This window comes from Pseudomonas sp. CVAP#3, assembly GCF_018986375.1.
Taxonomy (GTDB): Bacteria; Pseudomonadota; Gammaproteobacteria; order Pseudomonadales; family Pseudomonadaceae; genus Aquipseudomonas; species Aquipseudomonas helvetica.
The window spans coordinates 662778-680003 of sequence record NZ_JAHMSC010000001.1; the positions used below are offsets into that span (position 1 = coordinate 662778).

Sequence of the window (17226 nt, forward strand, 5' to 3'; positions counted from 1 at the left end):
ATGGATCCGCGCAGTGAAGTACTGCTTCGTCAGGCCGAGTTGTTTCAAGGCGAGTTGCTGCTGGCCGGTTTGCCCGCCGATGACTTGCTCGGCAAATTGCCCAACGCTCACGGCTGGTGCTGGCACGCAGGTGACCAAGCGGCGCTGGACGCACGCTTTGCCGAGCGCAGCCATTTTGGCGTGAATGCTCCGAGCCGCGAATTTGAAACGGCAGTGGTGTTCCTGCCCAAATCCAAGGACCTGACCGATTACATCCTCAATGCCCTCGCCTCGCGCCTGGCCGGTCGTGAACTGTACCTGGTGGGTGAAAAACGTAGCGGCATCGAAGGCGCGGCCAAACAGCTGAGCCCCTTCGGCAAACCGCGCAAGCTCGACAGCGCCCGCCACTGCCAGCTCTGGCAGGTCACCGTGGCTAATGCGCCCGAGGCCAAATCGCTGGAAAGCCTGGCGCAGGAATACGAACTGCCGCTGGCTGAAGGCCCACTGAAAGTGATCAGCCTGCCGGGCGTGTTCAGTCACGGTCGACTGGATCGCGGCAGCGCCCTGCTGCTCGAACACCTGGACAAACTGCCAAGCGGTCACTTGCTGGATTTCGGTTGTGGTGCTGGCGTGTTGGGCGCGGCGGTGAAACGGCGTTATCCACACAACACCGTCACCCTGCTCGACGTTGATGCGTTCGCCGCGGCCAGCAGTCGCCTGACATTGGCCGCCAACGGCCTGGAGGCCGAGGTGCTGACCGGCGATGGCATCGACGCTGCACCGATGGGTTTGAGCGCGATTCTGAGCAATCCGCCGTTTCATGTCGGGGTTCACACCGATTATCACGCCACTGAGAATCTGCTGCGAAAAGCAGCCAAACATCTGAAAAACGGCGGCGAACTTCGCTTGGTAGCCAACAGTTTCCTGAAGTATCAGCCGCTGATCGAGGAGCATCTCGGTGTGTGCGCGATCAAGGCCGAAGGGCAAGGTTTCCGGATCTACCGGGCCAAGCGCGGCTAGAAATTAGCGCTTGCCGAATGGATTTTGCCTAGGCAGAATCCGCTCCGTCCTAGGGGAGTAGTCTCCCACGAGCGCCATGCTCGTCCGGCATACGTCAACATACTTGGTCCTCAGACCATGGCGTATGCGACCCAAGCGTCCACTCAGATGGATCGCAGGGTTTGACAAGACCTATGACACGAACACCTTACCCGGGGCGGGAAGGCTGTACGTGTCATAGCCGTGTCGACCCGCCCCTTAGGAAAACCCTGATGCTGGACTCTCTTCTCGTTCCCGCCGCTGTCGTTGCCTTGGCCGAAATCGGCGACAAGACGCAACTGCTCGCGCTCATTCTCGCCGCACGCTTTCGCAAACCCTGGCCGATCATCGCCGGTATCGTCGCTGCAACCCTGGCCAACCACGCGGCTGCGGGTGCTGTCGGTGCCTGGTTCGGGAGTTTCTTCTCGGATGCGACGCTGCACTGGATCCTCGCCGCAAGCTTTACCGCGACCGCGCTGTGGACCCTGGTGCCGGACAAGATGGATGAGGACGAAGCCAGCACTGCGCGTAAATTCGGACCGTTCCTGACCACGCTGATTGCGTTCTTCCTCGCCGAAATCGGCGACAAGACCCAGATCGCCACCGTGATGCTTGCCGCCCAGTACCCTGAGCTGTGGCTGGTAATCATCGGCACCACGCTCGGCATGCTGATTGCCAACGTGCCGGTGGTGCTGGCGGGTAATTTTGCCGCAGACAAACTGCCCCTGACCCTGATCCGCCGCCTGGCAGCGTCGGCGTTCTTCATCCTGGCCATCGTCGCGGTGTACAAGGCGATGCAGAGCAGCGGCTGGATCTAACCGTCACACCGCGTAGCGCCCATCGCGGGCAAGCCTTGCTCCTACAGGCCTGAGTCGTATCCAAATAATGTGATCGACATATATCCGTAGGAGCAAGGCTCGCCCGCGATGGCGTCTTTACGGGCGCCGAAAATCCATCAGGACTTTTTGGCCTGCTGGTAAAGCGGCATGACTTTCGGAATCGCTGCCTGGAGCGACGCAACCCGGCTGCTGGACGCCGGGTGAGTGCTCATGAATTCTGGCGGCGAACCTTCGGAAGCCTTGCTCATCTTGTCCCACAGGGTGATCGCCGCGTTCGGGTTGTAGCCGGCGCGGGCGGCCAGTTCCAGGCCGATCAGGTCAGCTTCGTTTTCATTGGCGCGGCTGTTGGGCAAGGTCATGCCGTAGTTGGCCACGGTGTCGGCCAGGGCCAGCGTGTCCTGCCCCAACCCGAGCAAGGCACCGGCGCCCTGCTTGGCCATTTCGATGCCATAGGCCTTGGACATCGCTTCACGACCATGCTCACGCAAGGCGTGGGCGATTTCATGGCCCATGACTGCGGCGATTTCATCGTCAGTGAGTTTCAGGCTGTCGATCAACCCGGTATAGAAAATGATCTTGCCGCCAGGACCGCAGTTGGCGTTGAGCTCGTCACTCTTGATCAGATTGACTTCCCACGTCCACTGCGCCGAATCCGGACGGAAGACCGGTGCCTGCGCGATCAGCCGATTGGCAATCGCCTGGACCCGCTTGGCCTCGCTGCTGTTCTTGTCCAGCACACCCTTGCTGCTCGCCTCACCCACAGTCTTTTGGTAGGACTGGGCATACATCTGGTTGACCTCATCGGTCGACAGCATGCTGAACATGTACTGCTTGCGCTCCACGCCCACCGCGCCGCCGTTGGTGGTGTTGACCGACTGGCAACCACTGAGCAGCAGACTTGCACCCAGTGCACACAAAACCAATGCCTTACTCATAAACAGCCTCCCTGGAAATATGGCGCGTATCCTAGGCGGTGCTTTGTATCAGCGCTAGATACAACAGACATGCAGCACGTCATTTACCGATACATTCCCCCTCACTGTCGCAATAAATTCATAAAACACCGTGCCCCGAGAGCACACGGGCCTGACACCTGTCTCTATGCGACCCGCACAGATCAAAAACAGTCATCAGCAAAAAACCCGCTCATGGACCGCCCTGCCTCCGCCGATACAGCTCGACAGACGTCATCCTGCGTCCGGAGCCCCTATGAAATTCAAGTCGATCCAGTTTTCTGTCGCCGCGCTTGCCGGCGCCATTGTGCTCAGCGTGGTGGCTGCGCTAGTGCTGTATGCACTGTTTTCCGGCGCGCGAACCCAGGAAATGGTCCAGCAGCGGACCCAGGCGCAATTCGAGCAAGTCATCGAGCAACGCCTGCGTGGACTGGCGCAAACCCAGGTCAGCCAGATCCAGCGCGAACTCGAAGCGCCCCTGCTGATCGCCGGCGGTCTGGTTCGGGTCAACGCCTTGATCGGTTCCCAGGATGCCGACGGCAAACCGGCACTTACCCTCAGCCGTGAGCAGTTGATCAGCCTGATCAAGGAAAACGTCGCGAAGAATCCGAAGATTCTCGGCACTTACATCGGCTGGGAACCGAACGCACTGGATCACAATGACGCGGCCTACATCGGCAGCAAAGTCGTCGGCATCGATGCCACCACCGGGCGCTTCCTGCCGTGGTGGTTCCGCAACGACAATGGCACGTTGGGCGTCGACAAGCTGGCGGACGTCAATGACCGCACCGCGTTGTCCACAGGTGTGCGCGCCAGTGAGTACTACCTGTGTTCCCAGGAAGGCAAAAAATCCTGTGTGATCGATCCCGCGCCTTACAAGGTCGGCGACAAGATCGTCATGCTCGCCTCCTTTATTGAACCGATCATGCTCAACGGCACCTTTCAGGGCATCGTCGGCGCGGACTTGTCGGTGAACTTCATTCAGGAAATGCTCCTGGCCGCGAACCAGAAGCTTTATAACGGTGCCGGTGAAATGGCCCTGATTGGTGGCAATCAGCGTCTGGTCGCCTACACCAAGGACCCGAGCAAGTTCGGCGAAAAGGTCAGCGACATCCTCGACGCTACTCAGGTTGCCAACCTCGGCAAGCTCAATCGCGGCGAAGTGACCTATAACGTCGACAAGGCCAATGGCAGGATCGAACTGTACCTGCCATTCGGCATCGGCCAGACCGATGCACGCTGGACCCTGCTGCTGCAATTGCCGCTGAACGCGGTCATGGCCGACCTGCAACAACTGCAGGGCGACCTCAACACCCAGCGCAAGGCCGACACCTTCGGCATGGCCATGGTCGGTCTGGTGATTGCCGGCCTGGGCTTGCTGGTGATCTGGCTGGTGGGCCACGGTATCGCCCGACCGCTGAAGCAGATGGTCGCGATGCTCGATGACATCGCCCAGGGCGAAGGTGACCTGACGCGCCGCCTGAGCAGCGACCGCGCCGACGAACTCGGCTCGATCGCCAAGGGCTTCAATACCTTCCTCGCCAAGTTGCAGGCAATGATCACCCAAGTGGTGACCTCGGTGCAGAGCGTCAGCGATTCGTCCGAACACACCGCCGACATCGCGATTCGCACCAACCTCGGCGTGCACAAGCAAATGGCCGAGATCGATCAGGTGGCCACCGCGGTGCAGGAAATGACCGCCACCGCCCAGGACGTAGCGCGCAATGCGACCCAGGCTGCCCAAGCCGCCAGCCACGCGGATCAGGCCGCCGCCCAAGGCATGCAAATCGTGCGCGACACCTCGACCTCGATTGGCGTGCTCGCGGTGGAAATCGGTAAAGCGGTCGGCGTGGTGCAAACCCTGGCCAAGGACAGCGAGAACATCAACGCGATCCTGATCGCCATTCGCGGGATTGCCGAACAGACTAACTTGCTGGCGTTGAACGCAGCCATCGAGGCCGCACGCGCCGGTGAACAAGGCCGAGGCTTCGCGGTGGTGGCCGATGAAGTGCGCAACCTGGCGCAGAAAACCCAACAGGCGACTGAAGAAATCCAGTCGATGATTCAGCAGTTGCAGCAAGGCACGCGCGACGTGGTGCGGGTGATGGAAGACAGCCAGAACAAGACCGACGAAAGCGTGCAGCACGCGGCCAAGGCGGCGCAGGCGCTGGAGACCATCACTCAGGCGGTGTCGGTAATCAACGACATGAACACCCAGATCGCCAGCGCCGCCGAAGAGCAAAGCGCGGTTGCCGATGACATCAACCGCAACGTGATCAATATCGGCCAGGTGGCCAATGAAGTCGCGGGCGGCGCGGATGAGTCGAGTGCGGCCAGTGCCGACCTGACCAAACTGGCCGAGCAGCAACGGCGGCTGATCAATCAGTTCAAGGTCTGAAAACCACCCCTCACCCCAAAGGGGAGAGGGGGAAAGGGAGCCGATCCCTGTCGCCTTCAAAGCCTGAGCTCGGCTCGATTCCTCAGGTCGCAGCAACTCCACCAAACACCTCGGTCAGTCCCCTCGCCCCTTTGGGGAGAGGGTTAGGGTGAGGGGTGGTTCTGGAGCCGAACAAAAACCTGAGAACATCAACCCGGCGTCAAACACTCTGGCGCATTGAGTTTCGGATCATTCACCAGATTCGCCAGCACCCGCTCGCGCAATACAGCGGGTTCGCTGGCGAGCAGCGCCTGCAAGGTGTGCAACGGGGTTTCGGGGTTGAGCCAGGCCTCTTGACCGGCGGCATCGAGAATCAACGGACGACGCTGATTCGAGGCGGCCTGAGTCACCACCGCCGTGCTCAGCCACACCTGTTCCTGCACTGGATACGCTTCCCAGATCGCCGCAAAAAACAGCGCCGAGCCCTCGCCCGGCGTCAGCCAGTACGGGCGCTTGCGGGTAGTGCCGCGCCATTCGTAAAAGCCGTTGGCCGGCAACAGGCAACGGCGCAGACGGAAAGCCTCACGAAACATCGGTTGCTCGGCGACGGTCTCTGCCCGGGCATGGGCCGGAGTCTTCGACAGATCGGTCAGCCACGGTGGCGTCAGCCCCCAACGTGCGCGGGCCAGCGTGCGCTGCCCCGCCTCGGCGCGCAGGATCAGCACCGAATCATTGGGCGAAATATTCCACTGCGCCTGCTGATCGGCCGGGAAGCCGGGCAAGGCCGCGAATGCGGGGTTCCAACGAAACAGGGCAAAACGTCCACACATGGGGCAACACGACTCTGAACGAAAACGGACGCCAGCCTAACAGACCAGGACGTCGGGGAAGCTATCCGGTTCGTCGCCGGGCATCGGCAGCGCGGCATTGTACGCAGCGATCAACTCGCGCGCGTATTGCGCCTGATCGTTATCCACCGCCAGTCCAAGCAGCCCGAACACCGGCAACTCGCCCGCGCCGCCCAGCAGATCACGCCCCACCAGATGCGCCTCGACCCCTTCGCTGGCCAACATGCCCTGCAACAACTCGCCTTCCATCAGGTTTTCCGGTTCGTAGATGCGCTGCATAGCCGCCACCCTTCACTCGTTTTCGCTGTGAACTTCGAGCATCCATTCATGACCATCGGTCTGCAGAGTAAATTTGATCGGCCGACAACACACGGGGCAATCCTCGATATACGTCTGATCCCCTCCCGACAAATCCAGAACTGCCTCTGACTCTTCACCACAATAAGGACATTCGTAGCGCTCGGTTTCCAGCATCGCGGTCTCCCAAGTGACTTGTGCGTATAATCGCCGGTCTATTTGCAGGGCCATTTTTGTTTGAGCGTATTTTTCAGACTGTACTCCTGCCGTAATCGATCTAATCCATTACTTACCCTAGCCGTTTCTAACAAGAGAGCATGATGGGCGAATTCGATGCCATCCGACCTTACGACGACAGCGAAGTCCCAGCGGTGCTGGCACGGTTGCTGGGCGACAAGGCGTTTCTAGATATCCTCACCCACTTCCGCTTCCCGCGTTTTGCCGGTGCTTTTGGCTGGATGCTCAAACCACTTATAGCTTATCGGCTGCGCCGTGAGTTTGCCGGCATCTCATCGGTTGCAACCTTGCAGGACAAGGTCGAGTTTTATGTCGACCACACCATCGAGCGGGCCACCGACGGCGTGACCTACACCGGGGTCGAACAATTCAAATCCGGCATCGCTTATCTGTTTCTGGCCAACCATCGCGACATCGTGATGGACCCGGCCTTCGTCAACTACGCGATCTACCACGCCGGCCTGCCGACGCCGCGTATCGCAATTGGTGACAACCTGCTGCAAAAGCCCTTCGTCAGCGATCTGATGCGCTTGAACAAGAGCTTTATCGTGCACCGCTCCATCAGCGGTCGGCGCGAGAAGATGGCGGCGTATCAGTTGCTCTCGGCCTATATCAATCACTCGATCCTCAATGACTGCCAGTCGATCTGGATCGCCCAGGCCGAAGGCCGCGCCAAGGACGGTGACGACCGTACCGAGTCGGCGATCCTCAAGATGTTCCACATGAGCCGCAAGGACGAGCCGTTTGGCGAGGTCATCAAGTCGCTGAACCTGACGCCAGTGTCGATCAGCTACGAGTACGACCCGTGCGATCAGGCCAAGGCCCGCGAGCTGTACATCCGCGCCACCACCGGCAGCTACACCAAGGCGCCCGGCGAGGACGATGCGAGCATCGCCAAAGGCATCACCGGCTACAAAGGCCGGGTCCACGTGAACTTCGCGGCACCGATCAGCGAACTGTTCGAAGACACCAAGCAACTGGCAATCGAGATGGACCGGCAGATCCTCGGCGGTTATCGGTTGTTCCCGGTGCACTACCTGGCGTACGCCCAATGGAGCAACGCCGACCCGCAACTACAGGTGCCGAGCGCAGCCACACTGTTCCCGGCCGAGGAACTGGCCAAGGCCCAGCAAGAGTGGCAAAGCCGTCTCGATGCCTGCCCCGAGGAACACCGGCCGTTCCTGGTGCTGCAATACGCAACACCGGTGCGCAATCAGTACCGGGTCAAAGCGGGTTTGCCGCTGTAAGGTTTCGGCTGAATACAAAAACGGCGCCTCGGGGCGCCGTTTTCATGTGCGATGCAAATCTCAAAAATGCCGGCTGATCCACGACAGCAGTAGCGCCAAGGCCAGGCAGGCAAAGCCGAAACGGTAGCAAAACCGGTTCAGACGCAGCGTCGCGATGTCGAGAAACAGCAGCGGTTCATCGATCGTCCGTACCGCGCTTTGTGCCTCCAGGTTCTTCAGCGCCAGCCGCTCGCGGCGACGGGTCACGTGCAACAGCCAGGCACCGGGCAAGGCGATCAACAACGCAAAAAGATTCATCAGGCTCCCGGGATGAGCGCTGACAGCAGACCAGCTCATATGCAGCGACATCATGCCCCTCACGTAAAAAACAGCACTTGTGGCCTGAAAACAGCGGCAAGTGGCCAGACGCTTTTTACGCCCCGCGCTTTGCACTCCAGTGACCGGTAATTTACTGATTAATGCGCACTGTCACCTGAACGTCACCTTAACAAGCCAGTCTGTCGCCCCTCGAAACCGACACGGAGCCTGTCATGCTGCACGCAGAAATCCAGGATCGCCTCTACCTGATCACCCCCAGCGACGAACAACAAAACCTCGTCGGCAGCCTCGCCTTCAACGTCCAGGATCGCCACTGGCTCGTCTACTGCGCCCTGGGCGGCCACCCACACGCCGACCTGCCGGAAACCGACCTGCTGACCGGCGTGAGCATGCTGGATTTTTATGTGGAAGCGGCCTAGAAGCCGCGGCACCCCGTCAAAAAGCCAAGATCAAAAGATCGCAGCCTGCGGTAGCTCCTACAAAGATCACCAGTGACGCTCCCCACCACTCAACAGGCCGAGCGTTAGCTCGCCTGCCGCTGTTGACCTTGACCTGCCCGCCCCATCGGAAGGCCGAGCGCAGGTGTTCATCAGGGGGTGGGCGCGCAGCGCCGTACGGCGCAGCCGGACACATCGAGAGGAGGTCGTCGCGCAGCAGACCGTAGGCGATGCCCCCTGATGGACACCGGAGTGAGGGAACTAGGAGCTTTAGCGACGAGCCGTACGCTTGGGGCGAAGACTTTTGCTTACTTTTCGTCGTTTGGAAAAGTGAGGCGCCGTAAGGGCGAAACCCTAAGCGGCCATCACCGCAGGAATGGATATGTACACCTGCAAGAGATTGGTCGGCTGTCCGGCCGCCATCGCGGGCAAGCCCGGCTCCCACAATGGATTGATGTACACCCGCGAGAGATGGGTCGGCTGTCAGGCCGCCTTCGCGAGCAAGCTCGGCTCCTACAGAAAGCCTCCCCCCCAAAAAACCGGCAGACACAAAAAAACCCGGTGCCATCACTGACACCGGGCTTCTTGAATACCGCGAACCGTTATTCGCCAAGCACCTGACCCACCGTCGGATCCTTGAACAACCGGGTCAACGCATCACTCAACACATCACTCACCAGCTTGGTGTTGGTTTCCTGATTCGGCGCCATACCAAAACGCTGATTCAGCGACGCCGCATAACGGCCACTGTAACGACGGTTGGCATTCTGCACATCAGAGCGGAAAGCCGCGCCAATAGTCGCTTCAGTCACATACATACCTTCTTTAGGCGACTGATACGTCAATTCCGCCAGCGTCACCGTCAACTGCGGCGCGTTGTAAGCATTAGGTGTTGGAGTGAAACCCAACAAACGCACAGCCGCCTCGGCCTGGGCCTGCAACTTCGGCAGGATTTGCGCACCTTGCACCGTGATTGCGCTGGTTTCAGGGTACAGGCCACCACGGGTGCCCAAGGTTGGCGACGGTCGACCATCGACCACCCTCACCACCACCGGCTGACCATGCCCGACCGGCGCCAACTGAGTCGTCAGTTTCGGCTCCGGGGCTAGTTGTTGCGGGCTGTTGGCGCAGCCAACCAGGGTCAAGCTGGTCACAGTGATCAAACCGAACAACAGGCGTTGCAACATGCGCTACTCTCCAGATACAAATACAGACAGACCCGCAGTATAGCGGGGGGCAGCGCCTTCGAACCAGCAACCCTGAACACTTGCTGCAGAGATGCGCAATGTCACTTGTCTAGGGTGCTGCGTAACGCCAGTGTCATGCCACACTGCTAACTTCAAGGCCGTCTCACGTTGATGGCATTGCCGTGCAATTTCTTTGGTCACTATTCGCTCCACGCCACAAATGTAGTCCATCTGACCGAACGGCTAATAAAAGTCATTAAACACGACCATTTCCCTGCGTTTCTTCGCTACAATCTCCCCCCGATTATAAGGACGTCTCCTGATCGGGCCTCGCAGCATCGTCAATGCGCTTGTATTGACAACCCCCGCACCGCCCACAGAGAGCCGCCCACACAGATCGAGTGAAGCTGGCGAGCTTGCTGTTTATCCTGCAAACCACCACTTTTCGCGAATCTGCCAGAGCTGTCGTTACGCTCGGTCACTGAGCTGTTTGCCCGTTTTGCCTGCCCTGTATCCCATGGCGGCAATCCATGCGGACACGGTGCCAGGCTGGGACAGCCCTTTTTTGAGGTTCACGTCTTCAAAAGAGCGTGAAAAAAACGGGTTTTCACAACTTCACAAGAGTGTGGCGAGCAAATGAATAGTTTTGCGTCTGAATATGCACCATTAGCGTCTACAACAGCCCAACGACACAGGACCGAGTACTCCTCAAGAACTGGAGCCTGAAGCCTGTCCACTACGGATTTGGTTGCACAAACGGACGTATCGACCATAAGTCGAATTGCCTCCCGCGCGCTGAAGTGAGTTCATAGGAACCCTGAGCCCGGTAGGTAGCGTCTGTCGAAGTTGCAAAAAATTGCGAAGATTCGGACATGGCGATCCTGGCCATGGGTGACCCGGGGCTCTACAGAGCATGCCCCGTCACGCCTGGCAGCTATGCCGACAATTTGGTGCTGCAGATTTTGGAGACGCGTTAAATGGCGCATAACGAAGCAGTCGACGTAGTACTGGTTGGGGCCGGCATCATGAGTGCCACCCTTGCTGTATTGCTCAAAGAGCTCGACCCCGCGATCAAGCTGGAAGTCGTCGAGCTGATGGATTCCGGTGCCGCGGAGAGTTCCAACCCGTGGAACAACGCCGGTACCGGTCACGCCGGGCTATGTGAGCTGAACTACACGCCACAGGCCGCTGACGGCAGCGTCGACATCAAGAAAGCCGTGCACATCAACACCCAGTTCGAGGTGTCGAAGCAGTTCTGGTCCTACCTGACCCGAAAAGGCACCTTCGGCTCGTCGAAATCCTTCATCAGCCCGGTCCCGCACCTGAGCTTCGTGCAAGGTGACGCAGGCGTTTCGTTCCTCAAGGAACGTTTCAAGGTGCTGAGCAAGCACCACGCCTTCTCCGAGATGGAGTACACCGAAGACAAGGCAAAAATGGCCGAATGGATGCCATTGATGATGCCTGGTCGTCCGGCCGACGAAGTCATCGCCGCGACCCGCGTAATGAACGGCACCGACGTCAACTTCGGCGCCCTGACCAATCAACTGCTCAAGCACCTGACCAGCGCACCCGATGCCCAGGTCAAGTACTGCAAGCGCGTGACCGGTCTCAAGCGCAACGGCAACGGCTGGACCGTCAGCATCAAGGACGTCAACAGCGGCAACAGCCGTGACGTCGACGCCAAATTCGTTTTCCTCGGCGCTGGCGGTGCGGCATTGCCGTTGTTGCAGGCGTCGGGCATCGAAGAAAGCAAAGGTTTCGGCGGTTTCCCGATCAGCGGCCAATGGCTGCGTTGCGACAACCCGGAAGTGGTCAAACACCACCAGGCCAAGGTCTACAGCCAGGCAGCGGTAGGTTCGCCACCGATGTCGGTGCCGCACCTGGACACCCGCGTGGTCGATGGCCAGAAGTCCCTGCTGTTCGGACCTTACGCCGGCTTCACCACCAAGTTCCTCAAGCACGGTTCGTTCATGGACCTGCCGATGTCGGTTCGCGCCGGCAACATCGGCCCGATGCTGGCCGTGGCGAAAAACAACATGGACCTGACCAAGTACCTGGTCAGCGAAGTGATGCAATCGATGGAACAACGCCTGGAATCGCTGCGCCGCTTCTACCCTCAAGCCAAGGCCGAAGACTGGCGTCTGGAAGTCGCTGGCCAGCGCGTGCAGATCATCAAGAAAGACCCGAAGAAAGGCGGCATCCTGCAGTTCGGTACCGAACTGGTCGCCGCCAAGGACGGATCGCTTGCCGCGCTGCTCGGTGCCTCGCCTGGCGCGTCGGTCACGGTGTCGATCATGCTTGAGCTGATCGAGAAATGCTTCCCGAGCAAAGCCAAGGGTGAATGGGCGGCCAAGCTGGCCGAAATCTTCCCGGCCCGGGAAAAAGTCCTGGAAACCGATGCTGCGCTGTATCGCAAGATCAATGCGCAGAACAACATCGCGCTGGAACTGGTTGAAGAAAGCAGCGAGACCCCAAGCTTCGCTTGATGCTCGCACCCCTTCCCCCAAAAAAGAAAACGCCCCGTTCTCGTTGAGAGCGGGGCGTTTTTGTTATCACCACCTGTAGGAGCGGGGGGCGCCCAGCTCTTGCCGGCGATTGCGTCCTTGAGATCGCCATCGCCGGCAAGAGCTAGGCGCCCCCCCGCTCCTACAGGTACAGGTCAGCCGCGAGCCTTGTTGATCAACTCGATGTAGTCGGCGGCATTACGCTGATCCTGGATCAGGGCAACGAAGTCCTTGCCGTGCTCGTCCTTGCCGTCCAGGTCGTAACCGGCCTCGACGAAGAACGCCAGGAAACGCTCGAAATCGTCGATACGCAGGCCACGGTAGGCCTTGATCAGTTTGTGCAGGGACGGTGATGTCGCGTCGACCGGTTCAAAATCGAGGAACAATTTGATCTGCGCATCGCCGATCTCGTCACCAATCACCTGTTTCTTATCTTTACGCATTGCCGACTCCAGCTCGCAGACATCTCACGGGGCGGGCAGTTTACCCCCGCCCCGCCCCAAGCCTCAACGACCAGCACTCAATGTGTGCGCCCGGACAATGCGCCTGGCGGAAAAGCGCTTGGTGCGCTGACGCGCTCGTATACAATATTCGCCATCACGCCTGCCGGGATTCATTCACGTGCCTCTACCCAGCTTCAATGCCCCCAATCTGGGGATTGTGCCTTCAGCGTCGGAAGTCATCGTCAAGCATCTGCGCGAGGCCATCATCGGCGGTCACTTTGCCGAAGACGAACCGATCCGTCAGGACGACATCGCCCGCTTGTTCAACGTCAGCAAGATCCCCGTGCGCGAGGCGCTCAAACGCCTTGAGGCGGAAGGCCTGGTGCAGTTTCAGCGCAACAAGGGCGCGGTGGTGACGAAGATTTCCGAGCCCGAGCTGGCGCAGATCTTTGAAGTCCGGGTGCTGCTGGAGGTCCAGGCGATTCGCCTGGCCGTGCCGAACATGACCGAAGCCACGTTCGCCCGCGCCGAAAGCATCTGTGCCGAGTTCCTCGACGAAAACAACATCGGGCGCTGGGCCGAGTTGAACTGGGCGCTGCACGCTTGCCTCTACGAGCCGGCGCAGCGGCCGTTCCTGCTCAACCTGATTCGCTCGATTCACGACAAGGTCGAACGCTACCTGCGCATGCAGATGAGCTTTTCCGAAGGCAAGGACCGTGCGGACCACGAGCACCGTGACATTATCGCCGCGTGCCGGGCCGGTGACGCCGACAAAGCCGCCGAACTGATCGAGCAGCACATCATTGGCGTGTGCCGCACGCTCTATGAACACCTGCCCAATGCCCCCGCGCGGATCTGATCGGGTGTGCCGATTTCGTCATCGGTAACGGTTAAAACCCTCAAGCCATCCCGCGCCTCAAACGCCAGTCTTGCACAGACATTTCCTGTGCAAGGTGGCGCCCTTCATGAAACGTATTCACGTCCTCGACTCTCACACTGGCGGTGAACCGACACGCCTGGTCATCGCCGGCTTCCCGGAACTGGGCAGCGGCTCCATGGCCGAACGCAAGCGCCGCCTCGCCGAAGAGCACGACCACTGGCGCACCGCCACGGTGCTTGAACCGCGCGGCAGCGATGTGCTGGTCGGCGCCCTGCTCTGCGAGCCGCAGGATCCCGGCGCCTGTGCCGGGGTTATTTTCTTCAACAACAGCGGTTACCTCGGCATGTGCGGTCATGGCACGATTGGCCTGGTGGCTTCGCTGGCGTATCTCAAACGCATCGAGCCTGGCGTGCACCGGATCGAAACCCCGGTCGGCACGGTCGAGGCGACGTTGCACGCGGATCGCTCGGTCAGCGTGCGCAACGTCCCGGCCTATCGCTACCGCAAGGCCGTGCAACTGACGCTGCCGGGTTACGGCGCGGTCAGCGGTGACATCGCCTGGGGCGGCAACTGGTTTTTCCTGATCGCCGACCACGGCCAACGCATCGCCAGCGACAACCTCGAAGCCCTGACCGCCTACACCTGGGCGGTCCGCGAAGCGCTGGAGAACCAGGGCATTCGCGGCGAGGACGGCGGCGAAATCGATCACATCGAGCTGTTTGCCGACGACCCGGTGGCCGACAGCCGCAACTTTGTCCTCTGTCCCGGCAAAGCCTACGACCGCTCGCCTTGCGGCACTGGCACCAGCGCCAAGCTGGCGTGCCTGGCAGCCGACGGCAAATTGCAGCCCGGTGAAATCTGGCGCCAGGCCAGTGTGATTGGCAGCCAGTTTGAAGCCAGCTACGAGCGGCTCGACGAGCAGCGCATCATTCCGACTATTCGCGGTCGCGCCCACATCAGTGGCGAGGGCCACTTGCTGCTGGAGGAAGACGACCCGTTCGTGTGGGGCATCGGTTCATGAATGCCGACGTCATTGTCATCGGCGCGGGCATTGTCGGCAGTGCCTGTGCCTTTGAGCTGGCGCAACGCGGGCTCGACGTGCTGGTGCTCGACAGCCAGCGCGGCGGTGCCACGGCAGTCGGAATGGGCCATCTGGTGGCGATGGATGACAACCCGGCGGAACTGGCGCTGAGCCAATACTCCATCGAGCTCTGGCGGCAATGGGTGCCGCGTCTTGACCCCGATTGCGCCTACCGCAATTGCGGCACGCTGTGGCTGGCCGCCAATGACGAGGAAATGGCCGGCGCCGAGCACAAACGCCAGACGCTCAAGGCTCGCGGCATCGACTGCGAAATGCTCGACCCGCGCGCACTTTACGAAGCCGAGCCAATGCTCCGTCCCGGCCTGAGTGGCGCGTTGAAGGTCAGCGGCGACGGCATTCTCTATGCGCCAAACGCCGCGCACTGGCTGCTCAGTCGGAGCGCTGGGCGGATCACGCGGCGCACGGTGGAGGTCACGCAGGTCGACGGCAATCAACTGCGCTTGAGCTCCGGCGAGCAGTTGCGCGCCGAAGCGGTGGTGCTGGCCAACGGTATTCACGCCACCGAACTGTGCCCCGACCTGCCGATTCGCCCGAAAAAGGGTCATCTGCTGATCACCGACCGTTACCCCGGCAAGATTCATCATCAGTTGGTCGAATTGGGCTATGTCACCAGTGCTCACGCCAGCGAAGGCACCTCGGTGGCCTTCAATGCCCAGCCACGTCCGACCGGGCAAATCTTTCTCGGCTCATCGCGTCAGTTCGACACCACCGACTTGAGCGTCGAACCGGCCGTGTTGGCGCGCATGCTGCGCCGGGCGATCGACTATTTGCCGGAACTGGCCGGGATGAACGCTATCCGCAGCTGGACCGGCCTGCGCGCGGCCACGCCCGATGGCTTGCCGCTGCTCGGTGAACACCCACAGCAAGCGGGTTTGTGGCTGGCGGCCGGGCATGAAGGATTGGGCGTGACCACCGCCCCCGGCAGCGCACAGCTATTGGCCGCGCAGCTGTGTAAAACCACTCCGGCCATCGACCCGACGCCTTACCTGCCGGGGCGTTTCCTGACCACTGCACAAGGGTTACGCGCATGATTGAAGTGAGTCTCGACGGCCGCAGCGTAGCGGTCGACGCCGGTACAACGGTTGCGGCGCTGCTCTATCTGGCAGGCGACGGCTGCAGCCGAACCTCGGTCAGCGGTCAGCGCCGGGCACCTTTTTGCGGCATGGGGATTTGCCAGGAGTGTCGGGTGAACATCGACGGTCAGCGCCGCCTCGCCTGCCAGACCAGCTGCCGCACAGGCATGCGCGTGGAGACCCGGCCATGAACGTCGAACTGCTGATTATCGGCGCAGGGCCGGCAGGCATGGCGGCAGCGTTGGCCGCCGCACCGAGCGGCGCACGCATCGCCATCATCGATGACAACCCCGCACCCGGCGGGCAAATCTGGCGTGATGGCGTTAACGCACACTTGCCGGCCAATGCCCAGGCTCATCGCCAGAAACTGGCAGCGGCAAGTAACGTGCAGGTGTTCAATTCGACACGCGTGGTCGCGTTGGCCGGCTCCAAAAAACTATTGCTGGAAGACCCTGAGCACGGCTGGATCATCGAATACGAGCAGCTGATTCTGTGCACCGGTGCCCGTGAACTGTTGCTGCCGTTTCCTGGCTGGACCTTGCCCGGCGTCACCGGCGCTGGCGGGTTGCAAGCGCTGATCAAGGGCGGCATGCCGGTGGCCGGCGAGCGACTGGTGATTGCCGGTAGTGGCCCGCTGCTGCTGGCCAGCGCCGCTACCGCGAAAAAGGCTGGCGCTCAGGTTTTGCAGATTGCCGAACAGGCGCCACTGAGTGCGGTCGCCGGGTTCATCTTGCAACTGCACAAATGGCCGGCCAAAGGCCTGCAAGCGGTTCAACTGTTTGATCGTCACTACCGCTGCGACAGTCATGTCCTCGAAGCCTATGGCGACAGTCACCTGCAAGGCGTTCGCCTGAACCGCCAGGGCCGGATCGTCGACATCCCCTGCGAGCGACTGGCCTGCGGCTTCGGCCTGATCCCCAATACCCAATTGGCCCAAGCGCTGGGCTGCGAATTGAAGGACGACGCGATCGCCGTCGACGCGAGCCAGCTCACTAACCTGAACGGACACTACGCTGCGGGCGAATGCACTGGTTTCGGCGGCAGTGAGCTGGCATTGGTTGAAGGTGCCATCGCCGGATTGATGGCCATCGGTGAAGTACAGCAAGCCCGCGCACTCTGGCCGCAACGGCAACGCTGGCAAGGTTTCGCCGATCAGTTACGGCGCAGCTTTGCCTTGCGTGATGAACTCAAACAGCTGGCAACGCCCGACACGCTGATCTGCCGTTGTGAAGACGTGGCGCTGTCCGCGCTCAAGGCCTGCACCGGCTGGAACCAGGCCAAACTGCACACCCGCTGCGGCATGGGCGCCTGCCAGGGGCGAGTGTGTGGCGCGGCGACCCGCTACCTGTTCGACTGGCCACAACCGGCACCACGCCCGCCGTTTTCCCCAACGCGCATCGACACGCTGTTGCAGCTTGCCGAGCTTCCCAATGGCGCGTCCGTCACCGTAGAGTAAGGCCCTGTTCC

At 60.7% G+C, this 17226-nt stretch carries 18 protein-coding genes and 1 riboswitch; of the genes, 11 read left to right on the forward strand and 7 right to left on the reverse strand.

Annotated elements, in window-relative coordinates; all coding sequences use genetic code 11:
• Window positions 1-999, forward strand: coding sequence for a class I SAM-dependent methyltransferase (locus KRR23_RS03015; RefSeq protein WP_054595662.1), 999 nt, complete (start codon window positions 1-3; stop codon window positions 997-999).
• A gap of 40 nt (window positions 1000-1039) precedes the next feature.
• A riboswitch (yybP-ykoY riboswitch) is annotated at window positions 1040-1161 on the forward strand.
• 89 nt (window positions 1162-1250) lie between these two features.
• The gene (locus tag KRR23_RS03020) at window positions 1251-1835 is read left to right on the forward strand and encodes a TMEM165/GDT1 family protein (protein ID WP_216741265.1); all 585 of its coding nucleotides are present in this window, start codon (window positions 1251-1253) and stop codon (window positions 1833-1835) included.
• Window positions 1836-1972: 137 nt separating this feature from the next.
• Here KRR23_RS03020 and KRR23_RS03025 read toward each other — a convergent pair whose 3' ends face one another.
• Window positions 1973-2791 (reverse strand): M48 family metallopeptidase, encoded by an 819-nt coding sequence (locus KRR23_RS03025; protein WP_216741266.1) that lies wholly within the window; start codon window positions 2789-2791, stop codon window positions 1973-1975.
• Between the two features lie 274 nt (window positions 2792-3065).
• Here KRR23_RS03025 and KRR23_RS03030 point away from each other — a divergent pair, with 274 nt between their 5' ends.
• Window positions 3066-5207 (forward strand): methyl-accepting chemotaxis protein, encoded by a 2142-nt coding sequence (locus tag KRR23_RS03030; protein WP_216741267.1) that lies wholly within the window; start codon window positions 3066-3068, stop codon window positions 5205-5207.
• A gap of 188 nt (window positions 5208-5395) precedes the next feature.
• Here the strand turns inward: KRR23_RS03030 and KRR23_RS03035 are convergent, their stop codons facing one another.
• The 3 genes from KRR23_RS03035 to KRR23_RS03045 are packed head-to-tail and all read right to left on the reverse strand — an operon-like array spanning window position 5396 to window position 6508.
• Entirely contained in the window at window positions 5396-6016 is a 621-nt protein-coding gene (locus KRR23_RS03035; RefSeq protein WP_216741268.1) for an SOS response-associated peptidase, read from the reverse strand.
• Window positions 6017-6052: 36 nt separating this feature from the next.
• Complete coding sequence (locus tag KRR23_RS03040) at window positions 6053-6313, reverse strand: DUF2007 domain-containing protein (protein WP_054595657.1); 261 nt, start codon at window positions 6311-6313, stop codon at window positions 6053-6055.
• Window positions 6314-6325: 12 nt separating this feature from the next.
• A complete protein-coding gene (locus KRR23_RS03045) occupies window positions 6326-6508 on the reverse strand; it encodes a CPXCG motif-containing cysteine-rich protein (protein WP_123424980.1) in 183 nt (60 codons plus the stop codon).
• A 140-nt stretch (window positions 6509-6648) separates the two neighbouring features.
• Between KRR23_RS03045 and KRR23_RS03050 the strand changes: the two genes are divergently transcribed.
• Window positions 6649-7815, forward strand: coding sequence for a 1-acyl-sn-glycerol-3-phosphate acyltransferase (locus KRR23_RS03050; protein WP_216741269.1), 1167 nt, complete (start codon window positions 6649-6651; stop codon window positions 7813-7815).
• A gap of 60 nt (window positions 7816-7875) precedes the next feature.
• Here the strand turns inward: KRR23_RS03050 and KRR23_RS03055 are convergent, their stop codons facing one another.
• Window positions 7876-8163, reverse strand: coding sequence for a hypothetical protein (locus KRR23_RS03055; RefSeq protein ID WP_216741270.1), 288 nt, complete (start codon window positions 8161-8163; stop codon window positions 7876-7878).
• Between the two features lie 182 nt (window positions 8164-8345).
• Between KRR23_RS03055 and KRR23_RS03060 the strand changes: the two genes are divergently transcribed.
• The gene (locus KRR23_RS03060; RefSeq protein WP_216741271.1) at window positions 8346-8552 is read left to right on the forward strand and encodes a hypothetical protein; all 207 of its coding nucleotides are present in this window, start codon (window positions 8346-8348) and stop codon (window positions 8550-8552) included.
• Between the two features lie 620 nt (window positions 8553-9172).
• Here the strand turns inward: KRR23_RS03060 and KRR23_RS03065 are convergent.
• Window positions 9173-9757: a YajG family lipoprotein gene (locus tag KRR23_RS03065; RefSeq protein ID WP_123424977.1), complete on the reverse strand. Its 585-nt coding sequence runs from the start codon at window positions 9755-9757 to the stop codon at window positions 9173-9175.
• 977 nt (window positions 9758-10734) lie between these two features.
• Between KRR23_RS03065 and mqo the strand changes: the two genes are divergently transcribed.
• Window positions 10735-12243 (forward strand): malate dehydrogenase (quinone), encoded by a 1509-nt coding sequence (gene mqo, locus KRR23_RS03070; protein WP_216741272.1) that lies wholly within the window; start codon window positions 10735-10737, stop codon window positions 12241-12243.
• 173 nt (window positions 12244-12416) lie between these two features.
• On the opposite strand, the gene KRR23_RS03075 is transcribed toward mqo, so the two are convergent.
• Window positions 12417-12704, reverse strand: coding sequence for a PA4642 family protein (locus tag KRR23_RS03075; protein WP_123582797.1), 288 nt, complete (start codon window positions 12702-12704; stop codon window positions 12417-12419).
• A 178-nt stretch (window positions 12705-12882) separates the two neighbouring features.
• On the opposite strand from KRR23_RS03075, the gene KRR23_RS03080 reads away from it, so the two are divergent.
• From KRR23_RS03080 to KRR23_RS03100, 5 genes are all read left to right on the forward strand, one after another.
• A complete protein-coding gene (locus KRR23_RS03080; RefSeq protein WP_216741273.1) occupies window positions 12883-13563 on the forward strand; it encodes a GntR family transcriptional regulator in 681 nt (226 codons plus the stop codon).
• Between the two features lie 106 nt (window positions 13564-13669).
• Complete coding sequence (locus tag KRR23_RS03085) at window positions 13670-14605, forward strand: 4-hydroxyproline epimerase (RefSeq protein WP_216741274.1); 936 nt, start codon at window positions 13670-13672, stop codon at window positions 14603-14605.
• Window positions 14602-15717 carry an FAD-binding oxidoreductase gene (locus KRR23_RS03090; protein ID WP_216741275.1) on the forward strand — a complete coding sequence of 372 codons (1116 nt, stop codon included), beginning with the start codon at window positions 14602-14604 and terminating at the stop codon, window positions 15715-15717. The genes KRR23_RS03085 and KRR23_RS03090 overlap by 4 nt, the downstream gene beginning before the upstream one ends.
• The gene (locus tag KRR23_RS03095) at window positions 15714-15950 is read left to right on the forward strand and encodes a (2Fe-2S)-binding protein (RefSeq protein WP_216741276.1); all 237 of its coding nucleotides are present in this window, start codon (window positions 15714-15716) and stop codon (window positions 15948-15950) included. The genes KRR23_RS03090 and KRR23_RS03095 overlap by 4 nt, the downstream gene beginning before the upstream one ends.
• Entirely contained in the window at window positions 15947-17215 is a 1269-nt protein-coding gene (locus KRR23_RS03100; RefSeq protein WP_216741277.1) for an FAD/NAD(P)-binding oxidoreductase, read from the forward strand. Before KRR23_RS03095 ends, KRR23_RS03100 begins: the two co-directional genes overlap by 4 nt.
• The last annotated feature ends 11 nt before the right edge of the window (window positions 17216-17226 follow it).

Coding starts and splice junctions, on each gene's coding strand:
- KRR23_RS03015 (WP_054595662.1), top strand. CDS start 1: ATGGATCCGCGCAGTGAAGTACTGCTTCGTCAGGCCGAGTTGTTTCAA.
- KRR23_RS03020 (WP_216741265.1), top strand. CDS start 1,251: ATGCTGGACTCTCTTCTCGTTCCCGCCGCTGTCGTTGCCTTGGCCGAA.
- KRR23_RS03025 (WP_216741266.1), bottom strand. CDS start 2,791: ATGAGTAAGGCATTGGTTTTGTGTGCACTGGGTGCAAGTCTGCTGCTC.
- KRR23_RS03030 (WP_216741267.1), top strand. CDS start 3,066: ATGAAATTCAAGTCGATCCAGTTTTCTGTCGCCGCGCTTGCCGGCGCC.
- KRR23_RS03035 (WP_216741268.1), bottom strand. CDS start 6,016: ATGTGTGGACGTTTTGCCCTGTTTCGTTGGAACCCCGCATTCGCGGCC.
- KRR23_RS03040 (WP_054595657.1), bottom strand. CDS start 6,313: ATGCAGCGCATCTACGAACCGGAAAACCTGATGGAAGGCGAGTTGTTG.
- KRR23_RS03045 (WP_123424980.1), bottom strand. CDS start 6,508: ATGCTGGAAACCGAGCGCTACGAATGTCCTTATTGTGGTGAAGAGTCA.
- KRR23_RS03050 (WP_216741269.1), top strand. CDS start 6,649: ATGATGGGCGAATTCGATGCCATCCGACCTTACGACGACAGCGAAGTC.
- KRR23_RS03055 (WP_216741270.1), bottom strand. CDS start 8,163: ATGTCGCTGCATATGAGCTGGTCTGCTGTCAGCGCTCATCCCGGGAGC.
- KRR23_RS03060 (WP_216741271.1), top strand. CDS start 8,346: ATGCTGCACGCAGAAATCCAGGATCGCCTCTACCTGATCACCCCCAGC.
- KRR23_RS03065 (WP_123424977.1), bottom strand. CDS start 9,757: ATGTTGCAACGCCTGTTGTTCGGTTTGATCACTGTGACCAGCTTGACC.
- mqo (WP_216741272.1), top strand. CDS start 10,735: ATGGCGCATAACGAAGCAGTCGACGTAGTACTGGTTGGGGCCGGCATC.
- KRR23_RS03075 (WP_123582797.1), bottom strand. CDS start 12,704: ATGCGTAAAGATAAGAAACAGGTGATTGGTGACGAGATCGGCGATGCG.
- KRR23_RS03085 (WP_216741274.1), top strand. CDS start 13,670: ATGAAACGTATTCACGTCCTCGACTCTCACACTGGCGGTGAACCGACA.
- KRR23_RS03090 (WP_216741275.1), top strand. CDS start 14,602: ATGAATGCCGACGTCATTGTCATCGGCGCGGGCATTGTCGGCAGTGCC.
- KRR23_RS03095 (WP_216741276.1), top strand. CDS start 15,714: ATGATTGAAGTGAGTCTCGACGGCCGCAGCGTAGCGGTCGACGCCGGT.
- KRR23_RS03100 (WP_216741277.1), top strand. CDS start 15,947: ATGAACGTCGAACTGCTGATTATCGGCGCAGGGCCGGCAGGCATGGCG.